Raw genomic sequence first — 19,618 nt, forward strand, 5'->3', positions numbered from 1 at the left:
TGCTGCCACCCCGGTTTGGTCAGCAGGTCTTCGAACTGGCCGCGCTCACTGCGCTGGCGGTATCGCATGCCGCAGCACGGTGGTCTGCACGCTCATGCGTCGGACACGCCGGCTTCTGCAAAGGTGGCCATGCCGTTGTGCAAGGCGCAGGCGCTGCGCAGCAGCGGAATCGCCACCGCCGCGCCGCTGGCCTCGCCCAGGCGCAGATCCAGCTGCAGCAGCGGTTCGGCATCGAGTGCGCGCAGCAGCGCAACGTGACCGCGTTCCTGCGAGCGATGCCCGAACAGCAGCCATTCGCGCACGCCAGGGTTGAGACCGGTGGCGACCAATGCCGCAGCGGTGGAAATGAAGCCGTCCACCAGCACCGGGATGCCGGCCTGCGCAGCGGCGATATACGCACCGACCAGGGCGGCGATCTCGAAGCCGCCGAGCCGGCGCAACCGTTCCAGCGGAGTGGCGGCATCGGCGTGCACGGCCAGCGCACGCGCGATCACCGTGGCCTTGTGCGCGATGCCCTCGGCATCCAGACCCGTGCCGGCACCGGCCATCGCCTGCGGAAATTGCGACAGCAAGGCGCAGCTCAGCGCGGCGGCGGCGGTGGTGTTGCCGATCCCCATCTCGCCGCCGACGAACAACTGCGTATCGCAACTCCTGGCCTGCGCGATGCTCTCGGCGCCGGCGGCAAGCGCATCGCGCAACTGCGCGTGAGTCATCGCCGGCTGCTCGCAGAGATTGGCGGTGGACGGCGCGATCCACGCACGTCGCACCCGTGGCAGCTCGCCCGGATCGTTCACCACGCCCAGGTTCACCACTTCCAGCCGTGCGCCGAGCTCGCGCGCCAGCACCGCAATGGCTGCGCCGCCGCGTGCGAAGTTGCGCACCATCTCGCCGGTGACCGCCTGCGGAAAGGCCGAGACACCTTCGGCGGCAACGCCATGATCACCGGCGTACACCGCAATCCACACCCGCTGCACGGTGGGGTGCGCGTTGCGTTGCCAGGCGGCCAGCTGCACCGCCAGTTGCTCCAGCCGTCCCAGCGCGCCATGCGGCTTGGTCAGCTGTTCCTGCCGCGCCAGCGCCGCAGCGCGCACGCGCGCATCCGGCGTTGCGCATGCAGCAAGGATCCAGTCGCTAGTCACACCGCTTCTCCCTTCAGCACCATGGGCCAAACCTGCCACCACCATCGCAAGCCCGCACTGTAGCGCCAACGCCTGGCGCCGCCGGGCGGCTTCACCGACAAAACGAGGCGTGAGTTCGCCCGGCGGTACATCGCCGTGCCCGACCGCGTTGCTGACCAGCACCCCCTGCCCAGGCAACTGCGGCAGCGGTGTGCAACATGTCACGTTTGCGCAGGCAGGCACCCCGCATCCGGGTGGCCCGGCAGGCTGCGCAACCATAGCGTCGGGCGAGCGAGCCGCCATGCAGCGCGGCATGAGCCAGGGGACGCAGCACGGTCAATCCCCCAGCCCGGCAAAGCGGCCAGCGCCTGTGGCCGGTCGGCACCTGCCGCAGCGCATTCCGCCTTCGCGCGCGACAAAAGATCGCGTTATTGCGCTGGCTGGTAGCGGAAGGTGAGCAGGTAATTCCGCCCGGGCTGCGCATACCAGCGCGCGGTCTCGTAGCGGCGGTCGAACACGTTGTTGGCGGTGAACTGCACCTTCCAGTCCGTGTTGATCGCATAACTCATGCGCAGGTCCAGCAGGCCGTAACCGGCCAGGCGCTCGGTGTTGGCCAGGTCATCGAAGCGCTTGCCCGAGCCGAACAGGCTTGCGCCCACGCCAAACGCGCCGACGGTGCGGTCGGCATCGATGCGCCCACTCTGGCGGGCGCGACGCGGTAGCCAGTTGCCGTGCCCGACCTCGCCATCGGCCTGCGGCGCCAGCCAGGTCAGCGCGCTACGCAGCGTCCAGCCAGCCAGCGCGGTCTCGTAACCGGCTTCGGCGCCACGGATGCGCGCCTTGTCGATATTGTTCGGCTGGCCAAAGGGGTGGGCGGCATCCACCAGCGAGGCGTCATAGGCGATCAGGTCGCTGATGCGGGTCTGGAAGGCGCTGAGCGTCCAGGTGCCCCAGTCGTAGCGCCCCCGCAGCCCAAGCTCCGCACTGCTGGACGTCTCCGGCCCGAGCAGCGGGTTGCCGAAGTCCGGGTAGTACAGCTCGTTGAAGGTCGGCGCCTTGAACGCGGTGCCGTAGCTGGCGGTCAGGCGCAGGTGCTCGGCAACGTCCCAACCCCACAGCAGGCTGCCGGTGGTCTTGCCGCCGAACTGGCTGTTGTCGTTGCGACGCAGGCTGGCCTGCACGGACTGCGCACCGAAGCTCTGCTGCCACTGCGCAAATGCCGCGCGGTCGATACGGCTGTCGGCGTCGTAGTTATCGCTGCTCGCGATAGCGTCGCGCTGCCAGTCGAAGCCGACCGTCAACAGGCCCGGTGCCGTGGTGATGTCGGCCTGCAACGAGCCCTGCTTGCGGCGGGTGTCGTAGGTGGAGACGTACGCACCGTCGTAGTACGCATCGCTGAAGTCGGAACTGCCGCCGACGCTGGCGGTGAACTTGAGCGCATCGGTGGGTGCGTAACGCACACTGCCACCGACCGCCTGCTGCACGCCCTTGGACAGGTTGCCGCCAAAGACAGAGCCGTCGTAGTCGTTACGGCTCTGCGCACGCAACGCGTGCACGTCGGCATCCCACTGCCGGTTGAAGCGCCAGCCGCCCTGCACGCTCAGCGAATCGTTACGATACCCATCGCGATCCGGGTCGTAGGCGCTGGAACTGGTGTCCAGATACGCGTTGATGCCGTCGGTTTCGTCATGCACTGCGTTGACCGAATACCACCCGCCGGCCTCGCCCAAATCGCCCTCGCTCCGCCCGGCCAGGCCGGCACCGTAGCGGCGCGCGTTGTTGCTGCCGGCAGCCACGCTGAGCATCGGCACGAAGCTGCCTTGCGGGCGACGGGTGAAGATCTGGATCACCCCGCCCAGCGCTTCGGAACCATACAGGCTGGAAAACGGGCCACGCACGATCTCGATGCGTTCGATCTGTTCGATCGGCAGGTCCTGCAAGGCCGCCCCACCGGAGGTGGCTGAGCCGATGCGCACGCCATCGATCAGCACCACCACCTGGTCGGATTCGGTGCCGCGCAGGAACAGCGAGGTCGGCTTGCCCGGCCCGCCGTTGTTGGCCAGCGACACGCCGGCCTCGCCACGCAGCAGGTCCTGCAGTGAATTGACCTGGCGACGCTCGATCTGCGCGCGGTCGATCACCGTGACCGGCGCCAGCGTCTGGTCCTGGGTCTGCGCGGTGCGCGAGGCGGTGACCACGACTTCGTCGAGATCGACGGCGGCCTCGGCCCGGGCCAGGTTGGCCATGCACAGCGACAGCCCCACGGCCAGCACGGCGCGGGTCGGCAAAACGGAAGAAACGGACATCGACTGCTGCTCCTGGAACCGCGCCTACCCGCGCGGGGGCAATGGGGGCGGCAGACAGCAACGGGCCAGGCGCCCAACGCCGCAGCGCCAGACGATCAAGGCCACGCCCACCGCGTGCCGGGTCTTGTCCCTCAGGCCGGTCTCCGGGCTCGCGAGTGGAAGCGGACGCTTCCCAGGCCTGCGCCTTCCCATGCAAGCACAGTGGCGTGACGTGCAGACCCTTGTCTCGCCCACCGTTGCGGGGGCAGCTCCGGAATTGCGACCCGCCCAAGGCGACCCGCGCACCGGATTCCCGTTTAAACCACCGCAACTGCGGCAGTCACCTCAGGGGCGCGCATGGTAGCAGGCGCCTCAGAGGTCTGCGACCAACGCTTCCTTCTCCCATCGGGACATTGTCCTCCTTCATGGGGGAGAGGGGCTCAAGCTGTCCTTTTTCCCATCGGGAGAAGGTGCCCCGAAGGGGCGGATGAGGGTGCGACAGCGAGTCGATGGCGCCGTTCGACGTCGACTGCTGCATTGCGGACCTACCGTACCCTCACCCCAACCCTCTCCCGCAGGGAGAAGGGCTCAAGCAGCCCTTCTCCCATCGGAAGAAGGTGCCCCGAAGGGGCGGATGAGGGTGCGATTGCGAGTCAATGGCGCCGTTCGACGTCGACTGCTGCATTGCGGACCTACCGCACCCTCACCCCAACCCCTCTCCCGACGGGAGAGGGGCGATCAACCTCACGCCCCCTGCAGCGCCTGCTCCAGATCCGCCAGCAAGTCATCGATATGCTCGATGCCGATCGACAGCCGCACGGTGTCTTCACTCACCCCGGCATGCTCCAGCTCGGCTGGACCCAGCTGGCGGTGCGTGGTGGACGCCGGGTGCGTCGCCAGCGATTTGGCATCGCCGATATTCACCAGCCGGGTAAACAGCTGCAGCGCATCCAGGAAACGCGCGCCTGCCGCACGCCCGCCCGGCAGGCCAAACGTGAGCACACCGGACCCGTGGCCGCCCAGATATTTCTGCGCCAACGCATGCTCGGGGTGATCCGGCAGCGCGGCATAGTTGACCCAGGCAACGCGTGCGTGGTGCTGCAGATACCTCGCAATGGCCAAGGTATTGGCGTTGATGCGCTCCATGCGCAGCCGCAATGTTTCGATGCCTTGCAGGATCAAGAACGCGTTGAACGGCGACAGCGCCGCACCGGTATTGCGCAGCGGCACCACCCGCGCACGGCCGATATACGCCGCCTCGCCCAAGGCCTCGGTATAGACCACGCCGTGGTAACTCACATCCGGTTCGTTGAGGCGCGGAAAGCGTGCCTTGTGCGCCGCCCACGGAAAGCGCCCGCTGTCCACGATCGCCCCACCGATGCTGTTGCCGTGCCCGCCTAGATACTTGGTCAGCGAATGCACCACGATGTCGGCACCGAAGTCGATCGGCCGCAGCAGCGACGGCGTGGCGACGGTGTTGTCCACGATCAACGGCACGCCGTGCGCATGCGCCACGGCCGCCACCGCTTCGATATCGGTGATGTTGCCGCGCGGATTGCCGATCGACTCGACGAACACTGCCTTGGTGCGTTCGTCGATCAAGCCGGCAAACGCCTGCGGGTCGCGATAGTCGGCAAAGCGCGTACTGATGCCGAACTGCGGCAGCGTATGCGCGAACAGGTTGTAGGTGCCGCCATACAAGGCGCTGGAAGAGACGATATTGTCGCCGGCCTCGGCGATGGTCTGGATCGCATACGTCACCGCGGCCTGCCCCGATGCCAGCGCCAAGGCGCCGATGCCGCCTTCCAGCGCGGCCACGCGCTGCTCCAGCACGTCGTTGGTGGGGTTCATGATGCGGCTGTAGATGTTGCCCTGCACCTTCAGGTCGAACAGGTCCGCGCCATGCTGGGTATCGTCGAACGCATACGCCACCGTCTGATAGATCGGCACCGCCACCGCGCGCGTGGTCGGGTCGGGGCGATACCCGCCATGCACGGCGATGGTTTCAGGCTTCCACTGCGGATCGGTCATGGCACGGCTCGCTGCTGGACAAGGAGCCCGACGATACCCGGCCGCCGACCCGAACCTCATGACAGCCGGCTATGACGACATCGCCAACGATCAGGTCGTGCAGAGGCGCACGCGCGCCCGCCGTCGCTGCTGGCAACCCGACGCTCCTCAACCGTCGCTCACCGCACCGGCTGATGGTAAACGTCGCGCAACATCTCTTTGTACTGATGCATGGGAGGGAGCCCCATGCTACGGCGACGCGCATCCAGGCCCGCTTCGTCCTCAGTGGGCTGCAGCGACTTGCTACCATCCGCATCGGTCTGAAACTGGGTGCCGTAGCGCTGCGGCTTCCCTTGCGCACGCAAGACACGATCGGTGAGCAGCGCCACATCGTCAGGCGCCACATCCTGCCTGGCAAGCGCCGCTTCCATCAATGCCAGCACCTGCGCCTGAAACCCTGGATCAGCGTCGGAGTGCTGTATCAAGGTCCATGCTGCATTGGCGCCGTCTTCGCCCACCAGGCGCCGTCCCGGCCACCCCTGCGTCGCGACGACCTGCTTGAGCCATTCGGTGTTTTCGCGCATCACCGGCACGATCGATGCCCAGTCGGCTGGCTTGCCTCCAGCGGTGATTGCTGCATTTTGCGCATGCTGATCCTTCTCTACGCGCGCAAGCAGCTCCTGCCGCAATTGCAGATTCAACGCCGTCTGCTGCTGCGCACTGATGCGTTCGGCCTTAGCCAGCAGCGCAGGCCACCCATCCGTCTTTCGCAGCCGATTCAGGCCGGGCCGATCCTTGCTGCGCAAATCATCGATGGAAATGCGCCCCCGTGGAATTTCCTCCTCGAGATAGCGCATCGCCTCGTCGGTCTGTTTCGCTGCCGCCAGACACTCTGCGCGCAGGAGTTCGCCATTTTGCGGCAGTTCGCCGGAGGAGCGCTGCAGTGCGGCCATCACCTGGGCACAACCCGCGTAGTCCTCGGCCTCGTAGGCCTTGAGCGCGGCGAAAATATCCGGCACTTCCGCTGCGTGCAGAGCACCTGTTAATCCCAAGGCGACGCCGACATAGATCGAAACATACGCAAGACGCATCTGAAGTTCCTTGCCAGATGAGGTGTTCGAGGGAGGCAGAGCGCGGCAATCCGTCAGGCTCCAAAGCGACCCGCATGCCGCAGGCGAGCCTCCCCCGCATCCTGCGGGACGACTCGCCCTCCAATCAAGCCTTACCGAACTCCAGATGCCTGCCCTGCGCATGCGCGCGCGTAACCGGTGCTGCGCCTCAGCCCTTGGTAAACGCCAGCCGCCCGCCTTCAGCGCGCACTTGCACGGTGTCACCGCTGAGGTACTGCCCCGACAGGATCTGCTGCGCCAACGGGTTCTCCACCTGCGACTGGATCGCGCGCTTGAGCGGGCGTGCGCCATACACCGGGTCGAAGCCGACATTGCCCAACAATTCCAGCGCGGCATCGTCCAGATCCAGCTTGAGGCCGCGCTCGGCCAGGCGTTTTTCGAGCCCATGCAACTGGATGCGCGCGATCGACTTGATCTGCGCCTTGTCCAGCGGGTGGAACACCACGATGTCGTCCAGCCGGTTGATGAACTCCGGGCGGAAGTGCGCCTGCACCACGCCCATCACTGCGGCCTTCATCTGCGTATAAGCCTCGGCGCTGCCGTCGCCGGACAGCTCCTGGATCTGGTGCGAGCCCAGGTTGGAGGTCATCACGATGACGGTGTTGCGGAAGTCCACCGTGCGGCCCTGGCCGTCGGTGAGGCGGCCATCATCGAGCACCTGCAGCAGGATGTTGAAGACATCGGCATGCGCCTTTTCCACCTCGTCCAGCAGGATCAGCGAATACGGGCGACGGCGCACCGCCTCGGTGAGATAGCCGCCCTCTTCATAGCCCACATAGCCCGGAGGCGCACCGATCAGACGCGAGACCGAGTGCTTTTCCATGAACTCGCTCATGTCGATGCGGATCATTGCTTCGGTGCTGTCGAACAGGAAGTCCGCCAGCGCCTTGCACAACTCGGTCTTGCCCACGCCGGTCGGCCCCAGGAACAGGAACGAGCCGCTCGGGCGATTGGGATCGGACAGACCCGCGCGCGAGCGGCGCACCGCGTCGGAGACGACCTTGATCGCCTCGTTCTGACCGACCACGCGATGATGCAGCTCCTCCTCCATGCGCAACAACTTGTCGCGCTCGCCTTCAAGCATCTTGTTGACCGGAATGCCGGTCCAGCGCGACACCACTTCGGCAATTTCCTCGGCCGTGACGCGGTCCTGCACCAGCTTGAAGTCGTGGTGCTCCACTTCGTTGGCCAGCAGCATCTGCTTTTCCAGCTGCGGCAGCACGCCGTACTGGATCTCGCTCATCTTGGCGTAGTCCTGGCGGCGCTGCGCGGCCTCCAATTCCAGCTTGGCGTGCTCGATCTGCTCCTTGATCTTGGTGGTACCCTGCAACGCCGCTTTTTCCGACTTCCACACTTCATTGAGGTCGGAGAACTCGCGTTCGAGCTTGTCGATATCGCTTTCCAGATCGGCCAGGCGCTGCCGCGAGGCCTCGTCCTTTTCCTTCTTGAGCATCTCGCGCTGGATCTTGAGCTGGATCAGGCGGCGCTCCAGGCGATCGAGTTCCTCCGGCTTGGAGTCGATCTCCATGCGGATGCGCGATGCGGCTTCGTCCATCAGGTCGATGGCCTTGTCCGGCAACTGGCGGTCGGTGATGTAGCGGTTGGACAGCGTGGCCGCAGCCACGATCGCCGGGTCGGTGATCTCCACGCCATGATGCACTGCATAGCGTTCCTTTAGCCCACGCAGGATCGCGATGGTGTCTTCCACCGTCGGCTCGCCCACGAACACTTTCTGGAAACGGCGTTCCAATGCCGCGTCCTTTTCGATGTACTTGCGGTATTCGTCCAGCGTGGTGGCGCCGATGCAATGCAGCTCGCCGCGTGCCAGCGCCGGCTTGAGCATGTTGCCGGCATCCATCGCGCCGTCGGCCTTGCCCGCGCCAACCATGGTATGCAGCTCATCGATGAACAGGATGATCTGGCCTTCGTTCTTGGACAGGTCGCTGAGCACCGCCTTCAGGCGCTCTTCGAACTCGCCGCGGAACTTGGCGCCGGCGATCAGCGCGCCCATGTCCAGCGACAGCACGCGCTTGCCGCGCAGCCCCTCGGGCACTTCGCCATTGATGATGCGCTGGGCCAGACCTTCGACAATGGCGGTCTTGCCCACGCCGGGTTCGCCGATCAGCACCGGGTTGTTCTTGGTGCGCCGTTGCAACACCTGGATGGTGCGGCGGATTTCTTCATCGCGGCCGATCACCGGATCGAGCTTGCCGCTTTCGGCACGCGCGGTGAGGTCGATGGTGTATTTCTCCAGCGCCTGGCGCTGTTCTTCGGCGTTTTCCGATTGCACGGTTTCGCCGCCGCGCAGCTTGTCGATGGCCGCCTCGATCTTCTTCTTGTCGCCCCCGGCCGCGCGTAGCGCCACGCCCAGCGGGCTGGCATCGTCGGCGGCGGCCAGCACGAACCACTCGCTGGCGATGAAGGCATCGCCATGTTGCTGGGCCAGCTTGTCGGTCTGGTTGAGCAGGCGATTGAGGTCGTTGCCGATCGACAGGTTGCCTTCCTGCCCGGAGACCTTGGGCAGCGTGTCCAGCGCCTCGCCCAGTCGCTCGCGCAGCAGCGGCACGTTGACGCCGGCCTGCGACAGCAGCGGGCGCGTGCTGCCGCCGCTCTGGTCGAGCAGCGCGGCCAGCACGTGCACCGGCTCGATGATGTTGTGGTCGCGGCCCACGGCCAACGACTGTGCGTCGGCCAGTGCCTGCTGGAACCGCGAGGTGAGCTTGTCCATCCGCATGGGAAATCCTCTGAACGGGTGGCCGGCGACGCCGGCGATACCGTGCAGATGCGGTTGCCGGGCGGGGTTTCAAGGCTTGCCGGTGCCGGTGCCGGAGCCGGGCAGCGGCGAGGCCGGTGCCCGGCTCCAATCGGCAGTGCCAGGCGGCGCACGCAGCCGGTGTGCGGTTGCGATGACGCACCGGTCCGTGAGGCAGCCTCTTGCCCGCTGGCTGGGGGAGGACGCGTGGCGCAGGGCGCGGCGTCGGAGCCTTCGCGCCCGACGTCCGCTGCTAGACGATCCGCTGCAGCGGTGCCGCTCCGTGTCGCGCAGCCTCACGCGTGGCGTCGCGCCGCACCTCGGCCTTCGCCGCAGCCGCCTGCTCGGAGGTCTGCGCAGCTCCCAGCAGGCGCGACAGTACCTGCGCCTGGATCGCCGCCAGGGCCGGCGACCCGGGCGCACGCGGGTGCGCCACCGGCACCGCGACATCCAGGCCGACCTGACCCTGCTCCACCACCACGATGCGGTCGGCCAGCGCGCAGGCTTCGGCCACGTCATGGGTCACCAGCACCAGGGTGAAGCCGTAGTGCCGCCACAGCTGCACGATCAGCTGCTGCATTTCGATACGGGTCAATGCATCCAGCGCGCCCAGTGGTTCGTCCAGCAGCAGCAGCCGTGGCCGATGCACCAGCGCGCGCGCCAGCGCCACGCGCTGCCGCTGGCCGCCCGACAGCGCCGCCGGCCAGTCGCCGCCACGCGTGCCCAGCCCCACCGCATCCAGCGCGGCCTGGGCCTGCATGCGGCCGGCACGGCCCAGCCCCAGCGCCACGTTGTCGATCACCCGCTTCCACGGCAGCAGCCGCGCGTCCTGGAACATCAGCCGCACCGCATCGCGCTGCGCGGCAAGCGGCGCGGCGCCGCTCTCCACGGTGCCGCTGTCGGCCGCTTCCAGCCCGGCAATCACCCGCAGCAGCGTGCTCTTGCCGCAGCCGCTGCGGCCCACCACCGCGACGCAGGCGCCGGGGGCGATCCGCAGATCGATGCCGCGCAGCACCTCGCTGTCGCCATAGCGCTTGCCGATGCCGCGCAGGCTCAGTGGCAGGCCGGTGTCGGTCGCGCTCATCGGCGCACCTGCGCACGCTGCTGGTGTGCCGGATGCCAGCCCAGCCACCAGGCTTCCAGGCCGCGTGCGGCCAGGTCGGCCAGCTTGCCGAGCAGCGCGTACAGCACGATCGCCACCACCACGATGTCGGTCTGCAGGAACTCGCGCGCATTGGTGGCCAGATAGCCGATGCCGGAACTGGCCGAAATGGTCTCGGCCACGATCAGGGTCAGCCACATCAGCCCCAGCGCGAAGCGCAAGCCGACCAGGATGGAGGGCAGCGCGCCGGGCAGCAGCACATCGACAAACAGCTGCGGCCCACGCAGGCCGTAATTGCGCGCCATCTCGATCAAGGCCGGGTCCACGCTGCGGATGCCGTGATAGGTATTGAGGTAGATCGGGAAGAACGTGCCTAGCGCCACCAGGAACAGCTTGGCGCCCTCGTCGATGCCGAACCACAGGATCACCAGCGGAATCAGCGCCAGATGCGGCACGTTGCGCAGCATCTGCAGGCTGCTGTCGAGCAGCCGTTCCGCCACCTGCGACACGCCCGTCAACAGGCCCAGTGCCAGGCCGATGCTGCCGCCGATGGCCAGGCCCACCGCCGCGCGCCAACCGCTGATGGCCAGGTGCTGCCACAGCTCACCACTTTGCACGAGCGTGATGGCGGCACGCAGTACCGCATCGGGCGCAGGAAGAATGCGCTGCGGCAGCCAGCCCGTGGCCGCGGCAATCTGCCATGCCAGCAGCAATGCCAGCGGCAGCAACCAGGGCACCAAGCCAGTGCCCAGACGGCGTGCGCGGGCGCTCATTGCAGCACCGTGGTGGCGGCGCATCGCATTACCGCGTGTTGCATCGAGACGTGGGCGCTCACCTGTGCGCACGAAGGTTCCCGATGCCGCATTGCACACGTGCATGCCATCGAGCGCATCACTTGCCCGCCGGCTGTGCAGCGGCAGGCGCAGGCGCGCGCCACACCGCCGGTGCCACCAGCACGCGCTTGGGCAGCAGGCGCTGTGCATGGAACAGGTCAGCAGTGGCTTGCTGGGCCTTGATGACCTGCGCATTGAGCGGCTGCACGCTGGCCGGCGGGCGGTGCGCCAGTGTGCGTTCGACCACCGCAGGCGGCAGCCCGCTCACTTGCGACAACACTTTGATGCTGCCGGCGCGGTCGCGCTCCAGCAGGCCATCGGCCTGGTTGAGTTGCACCATCACCTGTTGCACGAACGGACCCCACGCGGTGGCATAGCGGCGCGACGACAGGAAGAACCCGCCGGTCAGCCCCAGCCCTTCGCCGTTGGCAAGCAGGCGTGCGCTGCCATCCAGGGTCAAGGCCGAATACCACGGGTCCCAGATGGCCCACGCATCCACCTGCCCGGCGGCGAAGGCCGCACGCGCGTTGGCCGGCGACAGATACAACGGCGTGATGTCGCGCAGGCTCAGGCCGGATTTGGCCAACAAGCGCAACAACAGGTTGTGCGCGCTGGAGCCTTTCTGAAACGCGACGCGCTTGCCCTTGAGGTCGGCCACGGTGCGCAGCGTGCTCTTGGCCGGCACCAGGATGGTCTCGGCCTTCGGCGTGGGTGGTACCCAACCCACATACAGCAGGTCGGCCCCGGCGGCCTGCGCGAACAACGGCGGAATGTCGCCGGCGCCGCCGAGGTCGATGCTGCCCACGTTCAAGGCTTCCAGCAATTGCGGCCCAGCCGGAAATTCCACCCAGGTGATCCTGGTGCGGGGAAAGCGCTGTTCCAGCAAGCGATGCTGCTTGGCCAGCACCAGACTCGACACCGCCTTTTGATAGCCGATGCGCAACTGCGCCGGCTCGGCCGCAAGCGCAGGCTGCACCAATACGATGCTGGAGAACAGCAACGCAGACACCCACACGGCCACCCAGCCCGCGCGCGCAGCTGTCAGCCGGCGGCGTGCCGCACGCAGCCGGCGCTTTGCACCTACCGTACCCGCCGCCTGCGTTTCGCCGCCACGTGCGGCCAACGGCTGCGTGGCCGTTTCGATTGTCGTTGCTGAAACGCAGTGACGCATCGGCAGCTTCCTCATTGCCAATCGGTGGAGGGTTTTTCCCAAAGATTGATCCCGCCCTCGACCGCATGGCGGTCGATCTCGGCCAACTCTTCTGCGGTGAACGCAGGCGTCTGCAATGCCGCCACGTTTTCCACCAGTTGCTCCGGCCGGCTGGCACCCAGCAGGGCCGAGCTCACCCGTGGATCGCGCAGCACCCAGGCCAGCGCCAGCTGCGCCAGGCTCTGCCCGCGCCGCTGCGCAATGGCATTCAAGCCGCGTGCGCGTTGCAGGTTGTCGTCGGACAGGTGTTCGGGCCGCAAGGATTGACCACCGGGGCGATTGACGCGCGCATCCTCGGGAATGCCCTCCAGATACTTGCCGGTAAGCAGGCCCTGCGCCAATGGCGTAAACGCAATCACTCCGGCACCGAGGTCGGCGGTGGTGTCCAGCAACTCCTGCTCCGGCCAGCGGTTGAACAGGTTGTAGGCCGGCTGATGGATCAGCAGCGGCACCTTCCACTCGCGCAGCAGCGCGGCAATCTCGCGCGTGCGCGCTGCCGAATACGACGACACGCCCACGTACAGCGCCTTGCCCTGCTGCACCGCACTGGCCAGCGCACCGGCGGTCTCTTCCAGCGGTGTGTCCGCATCGAAGCGATGCGAATAGAAGATGTCCACATACTCCACACCTAGCCGCTGCAGGCTTTGATCCAGGCTGGACAGCAGATATTTGCGCGAGCTGCCGCCCTGCCCGTACGGGCCCGGCCACATGTCCCAGCCGGCCTTGGTGGAAATGATCAATTCGTCGCGATACGGCCTGAAATCTTCACGCAGCAGGCGGCCGAAGTTGATCTCCGCGCTGCCGTACGGCGGGCCGTAGTTGTTGGCCAGATCGAAGTGGGTGATGCCCAGGTCGAACGCGGTGCGCAGCAATGCGCGCTGGGCGTCGATCGGCGTGCTGTCGCCGAAGTTGTGCCACAGGCCCAGCGACAGGGCCGGCAACACCAGGCCGCTGCGGCCGACGCGGCGGTAGGCGATACGGTCGTAACGGTCGGGATGTGCGAGATAGGTCATGAGTGGTTCCGGTTGATCAGCGAGCGCTGAAGCGATTGACAGGGCGTGCCAGCCCCAGATGATCGCGCAGCGTGCGCCCGGCATATTCACGCCGGAACAGTCCACGCCGCTGCAGCTCCGGCACAACGTGCGCGGCCACATCGGCCAGGCCGCCGGGCAGATGCGGCACCAGCACGTTGAACCCGTCTGCCGCGCCCTGTTCGAACCAGGCCTGCAACTCGTCGGCAATCTGCGTGGGCGTGCCGATCAGGCTGTAGTGGCCGCGCCCGCCGGCAATGCGCCGGCCAAGCTGGGCGATGCTCAGCTGTTCCTGCCCGGCCAGCTCGGTGAACAACTGCTGGCGGCTGCGCTGGCCGGTTTCGGTGAGCGGCAATTCCGGCAGCGGACCATCGGCCGGATAGCCGGACAGGTCGAAGTTGCCCAGCATCCGCGACAGCAGCGCGATACCGACCTGCGGCTCCACCAGGTCCTGGAACTGCTCGAATTTTTCCTGCGCCTCGGCCTGGCTCTGCCCCACCACGATGAACACGCCCGGCAGCACCTTCAGCGCATCGCGCGTGCGGCCGAACTGTTCCAGCCGTCCCTTGATGTCGGCATAGAACGCCTGCGCCTTGGCCAGCGACGATTGCGCGGTGAACACCACCTCGGCGGTCTCGGCTGCCAGCGCACGCCCTGGCTCGGACGAGCCGGCCTGCACCAGCACCGGGTGGCCCTGCGGTGCACGCGCAATATTGAGCGGACCGCGAACCTGGAAGTGCGTGCCGCGGTGGTCCAGCACATGCGCACGCGCCGGGTCGTGATGCAGGCCGGCCGTCTTGTCGGCGATGAAGGCATCGTCGTCCCAGCTGTCCCACAGCCCGGCCACCACCTGCTGAAACTCGCGCGCCCGCGCATAGCGCTCGGCATGCACGTAATGCGCGTCGCGATTGAAATTGAGCGCCTCGTCGGCGGCATCGGAGGTGACCAGGTTCCAGCCGGCACGCCCGCCGGAGAGATGATCCAGCGAGGCGAACTTGCGCGCCACGTGATACGGCTCGTTGTAGCTGGTGGTCATGGTGGCGATCAGGCCGATGCGCTCGCTCACCGTTGCCAGCGCGCTGAGCAGGGTCAGCGGCTCGAACAGGCTGGAACGCGCCATCTGCGCGGCGACCGGCCCGCCGGCTGCGGCCAGGCTGTCGGCGACGAACACCGCGTCGAACCTGGCGGCTTCGGCAATACGCACCATCTCGCGATACTGCGCAAAATCCAGCGTCTGCGCACTGACCTGCGGGTGCCGCCACGCCGCCACGTGATGACCGGTGGCCATCAGGAACGCACCCAGCGACAGCTGACGTGGCGCACTCATCGTGGACCGCCGCGCGTGTCGCAACTCACCGTCACGTTCAAACCCATCGTCAAAAATCCTTGCGCACTTGCAGGCCCAGGTAACGCCGATCGTCGCGCGGTACCAATCGATAGACATTACCGGTGGCGTTGGCCAGCAGCGGCGCGTACGACCGATCGCCGAGATTGCGTCCCAGCACCGCGACCCGCCAGCCGTGCGCATCGTCGGCCAGCGCGATGCTGGCGTTCCAGATCGCATACGGTCCCTGGATGGTCTGCGGAGTCTGGCTGAGGTCGTACTGCACGCTGTCCTGCCAGCTCACATCGCCGTTGAATTCGAGCGCCAGGCTGCCATGCAGCGGCAGGCGATAACCTGCGCGCAGATTGCCCTTCCAGTCCGGCGAAAACGGCAGCGGCCGGCCATCGACATTGCAATTGGACGCCGCCGCTGCCGGGCAGGCAAAGCGCTGGATGCGTGCCTGCGTATAGGCCAGCGAGGCGGCCAGGCTGAGCCGCTCGGTCGGGCGGTAGTCCAGGTCCAGCTCCAGGCCCTGCGTGCGCACCTGCCCGGCGTTGATCAGCCGCGTCACCACCTGCCCGGCCACGGTGTCGAAGAAGTTGGCCTGGTAATTGGCGTATTCGGTATGAAACAACGCCACGTTCGCACTCAGCCGGTCATCCAGGGCGCGCGCCTTCAAACCCAGCTCCCAGGCGTTGGAGGTTTCCGGCTTCAGTGCCGGCGTATCGCGCGGCTGCATATTGAAGAACACGTTGTAGGCCGGGCCCTTGTAGCCGCGCGAATAGGTGAGGTAGCCGGTGGTGCGCGCATCGAAGTCGTATTGCAGGCCGGTGCGACCCGAGACGCCGTTTTCTGCGGTGCTGCCGCTGCTTGCAGTGGCCGGCTGGATGCCGGTGACCGCCGTTGCGGAGGTGGACGCGCGCCGATGGTGATAGTCCAGCGTGTCGCGGGTGAAGCGCACACCCAGCAAGGCGCGCAGATCCGGGCGCCAATGCCAGGTGGCTTCGCCGAACGCGGCATAGGTCTGCGCACGGGTGGCGTAGTCGGCCACGCCGACCGTGCTGGCAGTGGGCGAAGTGACGGTGCGGCGATAGGTTTCATCGCTGCGCGCGTGCAGGTAATACAGCCCGGCCACCGCCTCCACGGCGCGGTCGCGCGGGGTCTGCACGCGCAGTTCCTGCGAGTACTGCGTGTAGCCCAGATCGCCCCGGTCATGCGATGCGGGAAACGCCGCACTGCGCTGGGCGGTGCGGTCGCCATCCTGGAATTGCGTGTTGTCCCATTGCCGCCATGCGCTGATCGAGGTCAGCAGCAGCTCGCCGATGTGCTGATCCAGCTGCAGCGAGGCGCCCTTGTTGATGTCGTCCAGAGACGTGGGGAAATCGCTGTTGATCTGCCGGTTGTCGGCCCCGGCCCGCACCGGCGCCAGGGCGGCGGCAAAGTCGGCACGCGTGCTGGCCACCACCACCCCGCTGGGCGCATCGCTGTGGGACTGCAGGTAATCGGCCAACAGGGTCGCCGTGAAGTCGGACGTGGGCGTGAGATCCAGCCGCAGCCGTGCACCGGCGCGTCGGTAGCCATTGACGATCTGCCCATCGGCCACGTTGCGCACGTTGCCGCCGTACTCTGCCCACAACGCCGACACGCTGGCCTTGAGCACCTCCGGCAGCAACGCGCCCCCGATGCTGGCACGCACGCGGTCTTCGTCGCCGCCACCAAAGTGCGAGTAATCCACATAGCCGCCAACTGTCTCCGGCGCCGGCTTGCTGACGATGTTGAGCACCCCGGCCGAAGCATTCTTGCCGAACAAGGTGCCCTGCGGCCCGCGCAGCACCTCGATGCGTTCGACATCGAGCAGATCCAGCGTGGCCTGCCCGGGCCTGCCCAGCACCACGCCATCGATCACGGTGGCCACGCTGGGCTCCACGCCCGGCGAGGTGGAAATGGTGCCCACCCCGCGCAGGAACAACGAGGTGTCCTTGTTGGAGGCACCGGTGCGGAAGGTCAGGCTGGGCACCAGTGCCGGCAGGTCCGCCACGCTGTTGCGGTTCTCGCGCTCCAGCGTCTCGCCCTGCACCACCGACACCGCCACCGGCACCTGCTGCAAGGTGGTTTCGCGCCGTGTGGCCGTGACCGTCACTGCACCGAGCGTCTGCGCCGCGCCCGCCGGCGTCGCGGGTTCACCCACTTCATCCGCCATGGCCGGCGCACACGCCAGCGCCAGGCTCCATGCCAATCGTTGCGGGGTAGCCAACCACCTTGAAGCAGAAGCGATCCCGGCGGGGATCCGGTGTTGCACAGGCATGGAGGTCCTTGTGGGTGGGCGATATGGCGTATTCCGAGCGCGTTGCGGCCAGTTTTGTGCGCGTCGCTTGGCGTTCTGTCGCCAAGCCGGCCGGACCGCGCATGGCAGTAGGGCATGCTGTTTGCCAGCGCCGCGAGCGTCAAATAACCAATGTTTAGGTGGTTATTCACTCGCGCGTTGCGTGGTCGGCGCCGGGCCGCACCGCCATCGTCGGTGCGCTGACGCTGTGCAGGCGCCGGCCAGCGGCGATAATGCGGCCATGGATGCACCCAAGCCCTGGTATCTGTATCTGCTGCTGTGCCGCAACGGCAGCTATTACGCCGGGATCACCAATGATCTGGAGCGGCGTTTCCAGGCGCATGCGCAAGGCACCGGCGCGCGCTACACGCGCGCCAATCCGCCACTGCAGATCATGGCCAGCCACCGCTACCCGGACCGCAGCAGCGCCTCGCGCGCGGAGTGCGCGCTCAAGCGTCAGCCGCGTGCGCGCAAGCTGGCGTGGCTGCTGGCGCAGCCGGCGGCTGTGGCCGGGTCACAGCCCGCTGACGCTGCGGTCACGCCCGACTAGCCGCTCATTGCCTAGGCTGCGGCGCCATTCGAACGCGGAGCAGCGCATGCACTATCAGCTCTACTACTGGACCGGCCTGCAGGGACGCGGCGAATTCGTCCGTCTGGCGTTGGAGGATGCAGGCGCCCGTTACACCGATGTGGCGCGCGTCGACGGCGACGAGGCCATGACAGCATTCCTGCAGGGTCGGCAGGACGGTGCACAGCCGTTCGCACCGCCCTTCCTGCGTGCGGGCGATGTCGTGGTGGCACAGGTGGCGGCGATCCTGCATTTCCTGGGGCCACAGCTGCAGTTGGTGCCCGAGGCCGAGGCCCAACGGCTGCAGGCGCTGCAACTGCAGATGACCATTGCCGACCTGGTGGCCGAAGTGCACGACACCCATCACCCGATCGGCGTCGGGCTGTACTACGAGGACCAGAAAGCCGAAGCGGCCAAGCGCGCTGCGGACCTGCGCGAGAACCGGCTGCCCAAGTTCCTGGGCTATTTCGAGCAGGTGCTGCAACACGCCGGTGGCGCGCATGCGCTGGGGGTGCACTCGTACGTGGATCTGTCGTTGTTTCAGCTGGCCAGCGGGCTGGACTACATGTTCCCCAGGCGCATGGCGACGCTTGCCAAGGACCTGCCTGGCCTCAAGGCCCTGCAGCAGCGCGTGGCCGAGCGGCCGCGGATTGCGGCCTATCTGGCCTCCGAGCGCCGCGTGGCGTTCAACACCAACGGCATCTTCCGCCACTACCCGGAGCTGGATGCCGACTAGATATCTGCTTGAAGCCTTCGCACGGCAGCCTGCAATCGTTGACGCGTGCGTCGAATGCGCTCATCGCACTCGCCGCCGCTGTCTTCAGACCGCTCGAAGAGATGACACACCGGGCGCACGTGTGTGCGCCGCTGGTACAACGCGTTTACCACTGCCATCAGCGTCCCTGCAACAGTGCCGCGCGTATGGCGTGTAACTGCGCCTTCACTGCCTGCGCCTGGCTTGGCCCCAGGCGCAGGATCGCCTTCTGCCCGACCGACAAGCCTTCCAGCGCCGGATCCACGAAGCGATAGCGGCCACGCTCGTCGCGCACCACGGCAATGGGCTGACGTGGCTCCGGGGTCCGCAGCAGATGGTCGATCACATCGATCACGCGATCGTTGAAGTAACGGTCGGGCGCGCCCAGGTTGGCGTAGGCCTGCTGAAACAACGGGTAGAAGCGCACATAGCTGCGGACCAGTGCCTGCGCATCCACCGTGGTGAACGCGGTGACATATGGCGCGTAGCGCGCGGCGTTGGCCTGATCGATGACACTGTGATCGGCAGCGCTGCTGACCTGGAACTCGCCCGGCGCCGGCTGCAGCACCAGGGCACGCCGGCTGATGCTGGGCTGGGTCAGATTGTCGATCATCACCACCACGCGCTCAATCAGGTGCGCACGCAGCACGATCGACAACGCGTCGTCTTGCTGCACCAGCGCCTGCAGTGCCTGCCACGCGGCCTCATCGCTTTGCGCCAACGCCGGAATCGCTGCGTCCGCCGCATCGGGCGATGGCGTCTGCACCGGATGGCGGGGCTCGGCCGGCGCCGGCGTTGCCGGAGTGACCGCCGCCGCCACTGCGGTGGCGGTTCGGCTGATGGGCGCACGCAATGCGCCCGTATGCTCGGATGGCCCGCTGAACAACCACCAGGCAGCGCCGGCGATCACTGGCACGGCCAGCAGCCATGGCCAGCGCGAGGACGGTGTTTGCATCGTGGAACTCCTTACGTCGACAACATCCAGGGTGTGACCATGGGATGGCGCAAGGGTTCCATCGCTCGTGGCCGCACGCGCATTCATCGCGCACGCCGGCCCACGCAGGGCACCGCGGCATGCACGGAGTTGCCTGTATTCCAGCGCAAAACCGCGTCATTCCGACCTGGAGCTGCAGCACCACGCTGCGGGTCACGCACCCATGGTGCATAAACGCACGCGT

General features: G+C 67.0%; 14 protein-coding genes and 1 riboswitch. Of the genes, 2 read left to right on the forward strand and 12 right to left on the reverse strand.

Annotated features, from left to right (window positions below; all coding sequences use genetic code 11):
• Window positions 1-92 precede the first annotated feature (92 nt).
• From cobT to ACCQ10_RS15755, 11 genes are all read right to left on the reverse strand, one after another.
• Window positions 93-1,139 carry a nicotinate-nucleotide--dimethylbenzimidazole phosphoribosyltransferase gene (cobT, locus tag ACCQ10_RS15705; protein WP_372361212.1) on the reverse strand — a complete coding sequence of 349 codons (1,047 nt, stop codon included), beginning with the start codon at window positions 1,137-1,139 and terminating at the stop codon, window positions 93-95.
• Window positions 1,140-1,546: 407 nt separating this feature from the next.
• Entirely contained in the window at window positions 1,547-3,424 is a 1,878-nt protein-coding gene (btuB, locus tag ACCQ10_RS15710; protein WP_372361213.1) for a TonB-dependent vitamin B12 receptor, read from the reverse strand.
• 117 nt (window positions 3,425-3,541) lie between these two features.
• A riboswitch (cobalamin riboswitch) is annotated at window positions 3,542-3,766 on the reverse strand.
• 381 nt (window positions 3,767-4,147) lie between these two features.
• On the reverse strand, window positions 4,148-5,434 hold the full coding sequence (locus ACCQ10_RS15715; protein ID WP_372361214.1) for an O-acetylhomoserine aminocarboxypropyltransferase/cysteine synthase family protein: 1,287 nt from the start codon (window positions 5,432-5,434) through the stop codon (window positions 4,148-4,150).
• A gap of 158 nt (window positions 5,435-5,592) precedes the next feature.
• Window positions 5,593-6,504 carry a DUF6624 domain-containing protein gene (locus tag ACCQ10_RS15720; RefSeq protein ID WP_372361215.1) on the reverse strand — a complete coding sequence of 304 codons (912 nt, stop codon included), beginning with the start codon at window positions 6,502-6,504 and terminating at the stop codon, window positions 5,593-5,595.
• Window positions 6,505-6,691: 187 nt separating this feature from the next.
• Window positions 6,692-9,277 (reverse strand): ATP-dependent chaperone ClpB, encoded by a 2,586-nt coding sequence (clpB, locus tag ACCQ10_RS15725; protein WP_372361216.1) that lies wholly within the window; start codon window positions 9,275-9,277, stop codon window positions 6,692-6,694.
• Window positions 9,278-9,548: 271 nt separating this feature from the next.
• The gene (locus ACCQ10_RS15730; RefSeq protein WP_372361217.1) at window positions 9,549-10,379 is read right to left on the reverse strand and encodes an ATP-binding cassette domain-containing protein; all 831 of its coding nucleotides are present in this window, start codon (window positions 10,377-10,379) and stop codon (window positions 9,549-9,551) included.
• Complete coding sequence (gene ssuC / locus ACCQ10_RS15735) at window positions 10,376-11,170, reverse strand: aliphatic sulfonate ABC transporter permease SsuC (protein WP_104579908.1); 795 nt, start codon at window positions 11,168-11,170, stop codon at window positions 10,376-10,378. The genes ACCQ10_RS15730 and ssuC overlap by 4 nt, the downstream gene beginning before the upstream one ends.
• A 118-nt stretch (window positions 11,171-11,288) precedes the next feature.
• Complete coding sequence (locus ACCQ10_RS15740) at window positions 11,289-12,416, reverse strand: aliphatic sulfonate ABC transporter substrate-binding protein (protein WP_372361218.1); 1,128 nt, start codon at window positions 12,414-12,416, stop codon at window positions 11,289-11,291.
• Window positions 12,413-13,453 (reverse strand): L-glyceraldehyde 3-phosphate reductase, encoded by a 1,041-nt coding sequence (gene mgrA / locus ACCQ10_RS15745; protein WP_372361219.1) that lies wholly within the window; start codon window positions 13,451-13,453, stop codon window positions 12,413-12,415. The genes ACCQ10_RS15740 and mgrA overlap by 4 nt, the downstream gene beginning before the upstream one ends.
• A gap of 16 nt (window positions 13,454-13,469) precedes the next feature.
• Window positions 13,470-14,798 (reverse strand): LLM class flavin-dependent oxidoreductase, encoded by a 1,329-nt coding sequence (locus tag ACCQ10_RS15750; protein ID WP_372361220.1) that lies wholly within the window; start codon window positions 14,796-14,798, stop codon window positions 13,470-13,472.
• 49 nt (window positions 14,799-14,847) lie between these two features.
• Window positions 14,848-16,995 (reverse strand): TonB-dependent receptor, encoded by a 2,148-nt coding sequence (locus ACCQ10_RS15755; RefSeq protein WP_372363141.1) that lies wholly within the window; start codon window positions 16,993-16,995, stop codon window positions 14,848-14,850.
• 364 nt (window positions 16,996-17,359) lie between these two features.
• Here ACCQ10_RS15755 and ACCQ10_RS15760 point away from each other — a divergent pair, with 364 nt between their 5' ends.
• Together ACCQ10_RS15760 and ACCQ10_RS15765 are read left to right on the forward strand one after the other, a co-directional pair.
• Window positions 17,360-17,668, forward strand: a complete 309-nt coding sequence (locus tag ACCQ10_RS15760; protein ID WP_039405696.1) for a GIY-YIG nuclease family protein — start codon at window positions 17,360-17,362, stop codon at window positions 17,666-17,668.
• A gap of 46 nt (window positions 17,669-17,714) precedes the next feature.
• The gene (locus tag ACCQ10_RS15765; protein ID WP_372361221.1) at window positions 17,715-18,422 is read left to right on the forward strand and encodes a glutathione S-transferase; all 708 of its coding nucleotides are present in this window, start codon (window positions 17,715-17,717) and stop codon (window positions 18,420-18,422) included.
• A 157-nt stretch (window positions 18,423-18,579) separates the two neighbouring features.
• Here ACCQ10_RS15765 and ACCQ10_RS15770 read toward each other — a convergent pair whose 3' ends face one another.
• Window positions 18,580-19,395, reverse strand: coding sequence for a DUF3014 domain-containing protein (locus tag ACCQ10_RS15770; protein ID WP_372361222.1), 816 nt, complete (start codon window positions 19,393-19,395; stop codon window positions 18,580-18,582).
• Between the last annotated feature and the right edge of the window lie 223 nt (window positions 19,396-19,618).

The organism is Xanthomonas sp. NCPPB 1325 (genome assembly GCF_041477645.2).
In the GTDB taxonomy this organism is placed as follows: Bacteria; Pseudomonadota; Gammaproteobacteria; order Xanthomonadales; family Xanthomonadaceae; genus Xanthomonas; species Xanthomonas cannabis.

Bases quoted from the DNA above. Each gene is read 5' to 3' on its own strand.
- btuB (WP_372361213.1), bottom strand. From the start codon at position 3,424: ATGTCCGTTTCTTCCGTTTTGCCGACCCGCGCCGTGCTGGCCGTGGGG.
- ACCQ10_RS15720 (WP_372361215.1), bottom strand. From the start codon at position 6,504: ATGCGTCTTGCGTATGTTTCGATCTATGTCGGCGTCGCCTTGGGATTA.
- mgrA (WP_372361219.1), bottom strand. From the start codon at position 13,453: ATGACCTATCTCGCACATCCCGACCGTTACGACCGTATCGCCTACCGC.
- ACCQ10_RS15715 (WP_372361214.1), bottom strand. From the start codon at position 5,434: ATGACCGATCCGCAGTGGAAGCCTGAAACCATCGCCGTGCATGGCGGG.
- ACCQ10_RS15770 (WP_372361222.1), bottom strand. From the start codon at position 19,395: ATGCAAACACCGTCCTCGCGCTGGCCATGGCTGCTGGCCGTGCCAGTG.
- clpB (WP_372361216.1), bottom strand. From the start codon at position 9,277: ATGCGGATGGACAAGCTCACCTCGCGGTTCCAGCAGGCACTGGCCGAC.
- ACCQ10_RS15760 (WP_039405696.1), top strand. From the start codon at position 17,360: ATGGATGCACCCAAGCCCTGGTATCTGTATCTGCTGCTGTGCCGCAAC.
- ACCQ10_RS15750 (WP_372361220.1), bottom strand. From the start codon at position 14,798: ATGAGTGCGCCACGTCAGCTGTCGCTGGGTGCGTTCCTGATGGCCACC.
- ACCQ10_RS15755 (WP_372363141.1), bottom strand. From the start codon at position 16,995: ATGGCGGATGAAGTGGGTGAACCCGCGACGCCGGCGGGCGCGGCGCAG.
- ssuC (WP_104579908.1), bottom strand. From the start codon at position 11,170: ATGAGCGCCCGCGCACGCCGTCTGGGCACTGGCTTGGTGCCCTGGTTG.
- ACCQ10_RS15730 (WP_372361217.1), bottom strand. From the start codon at position 10,379: ATGAGCGCGACCGACACCGGCCTGCCACTGAGCCTGCGCGGCATCGGC.
- ACCQ10_RS15740 (WP_372361218.1), bottom strand. From the start codon at position 12,416: ATGAGGAAGCTGCCGATGCGTCACTGCGTTTCAGCAACGACAATCGAA.
- ACCQ10_RS15765 (WP_372361221.1), top strand. From the start codon at position 17,715: ATGCACTATCAGCTCTACTACTGGACCGGCCTGCAGGGACGCGGCGAA.